We start from the raw sequence: 445 nt of genomic DNA, 5'->3' as shown, positions 1-445 counted from the left end.
GGCAAGGTGCTGTTCTGTCCGCAGTTCGTCATGCCGACGTCGGGCCGCCGGATGCAGAAGCAGGGCTTCCTGAAGATGGCGAGCATCTATTTCATCAACTATTTCTCGATCCTGTTCAGCGGCAAGCCCATTACCAAGGGCTATAAGGACATCCGCTAGTGGGATCGCGTAAACAAGGCGGATCGGAGACCGGGACGCCCAGACCGATTGCCCGTATCGCCAGCTATCTCCGGACGAACGGCGCGCACATAATCATCGAAGCGCTCGTCAATTTCATTCTGCCGTTCGCGATCTATAATTATGCCGAGGCGCCACTGGGCCAGATGCGCGCCTTGATCGCCTCGTCCGCGCCGCCCATCGCTTGGAGCCTTGTCGGGTTTATCCGCAGCCGTCGGCTCGACGCGGTGTCGATCATGGTGGTGTGCGGGATCGCACTGTCGCTGCT

1 protein-coding gene is annotated in these 445 nt (G+C 59.6%); it reads left to right on the top strand.

Annotated elements, in window-relative coordinates:
• Positions 1-158: 158 nt before the first annotated feature.
• A partial coding sequence (locus tag D7Y13_RS42935; protein ID WP_208734636.1) for a DUF3159 domain-containing protein occupies positions 159-445 on the top strand: 287 nt, incomplete at its 3' end.

The organism is Corallococcus praedator (genome assembly GCF_003612125.1).
Lineage (GTDB): Bacteria > Myxococcota > Myxococcia > Myxococcales > Myxococcaceae > Corallococcus > Corallococcus praedator.
Note: the sequence above shows the minus strand (reverse complement) of the source record. Positions and strands in the feature narration are given on the sequence as shown.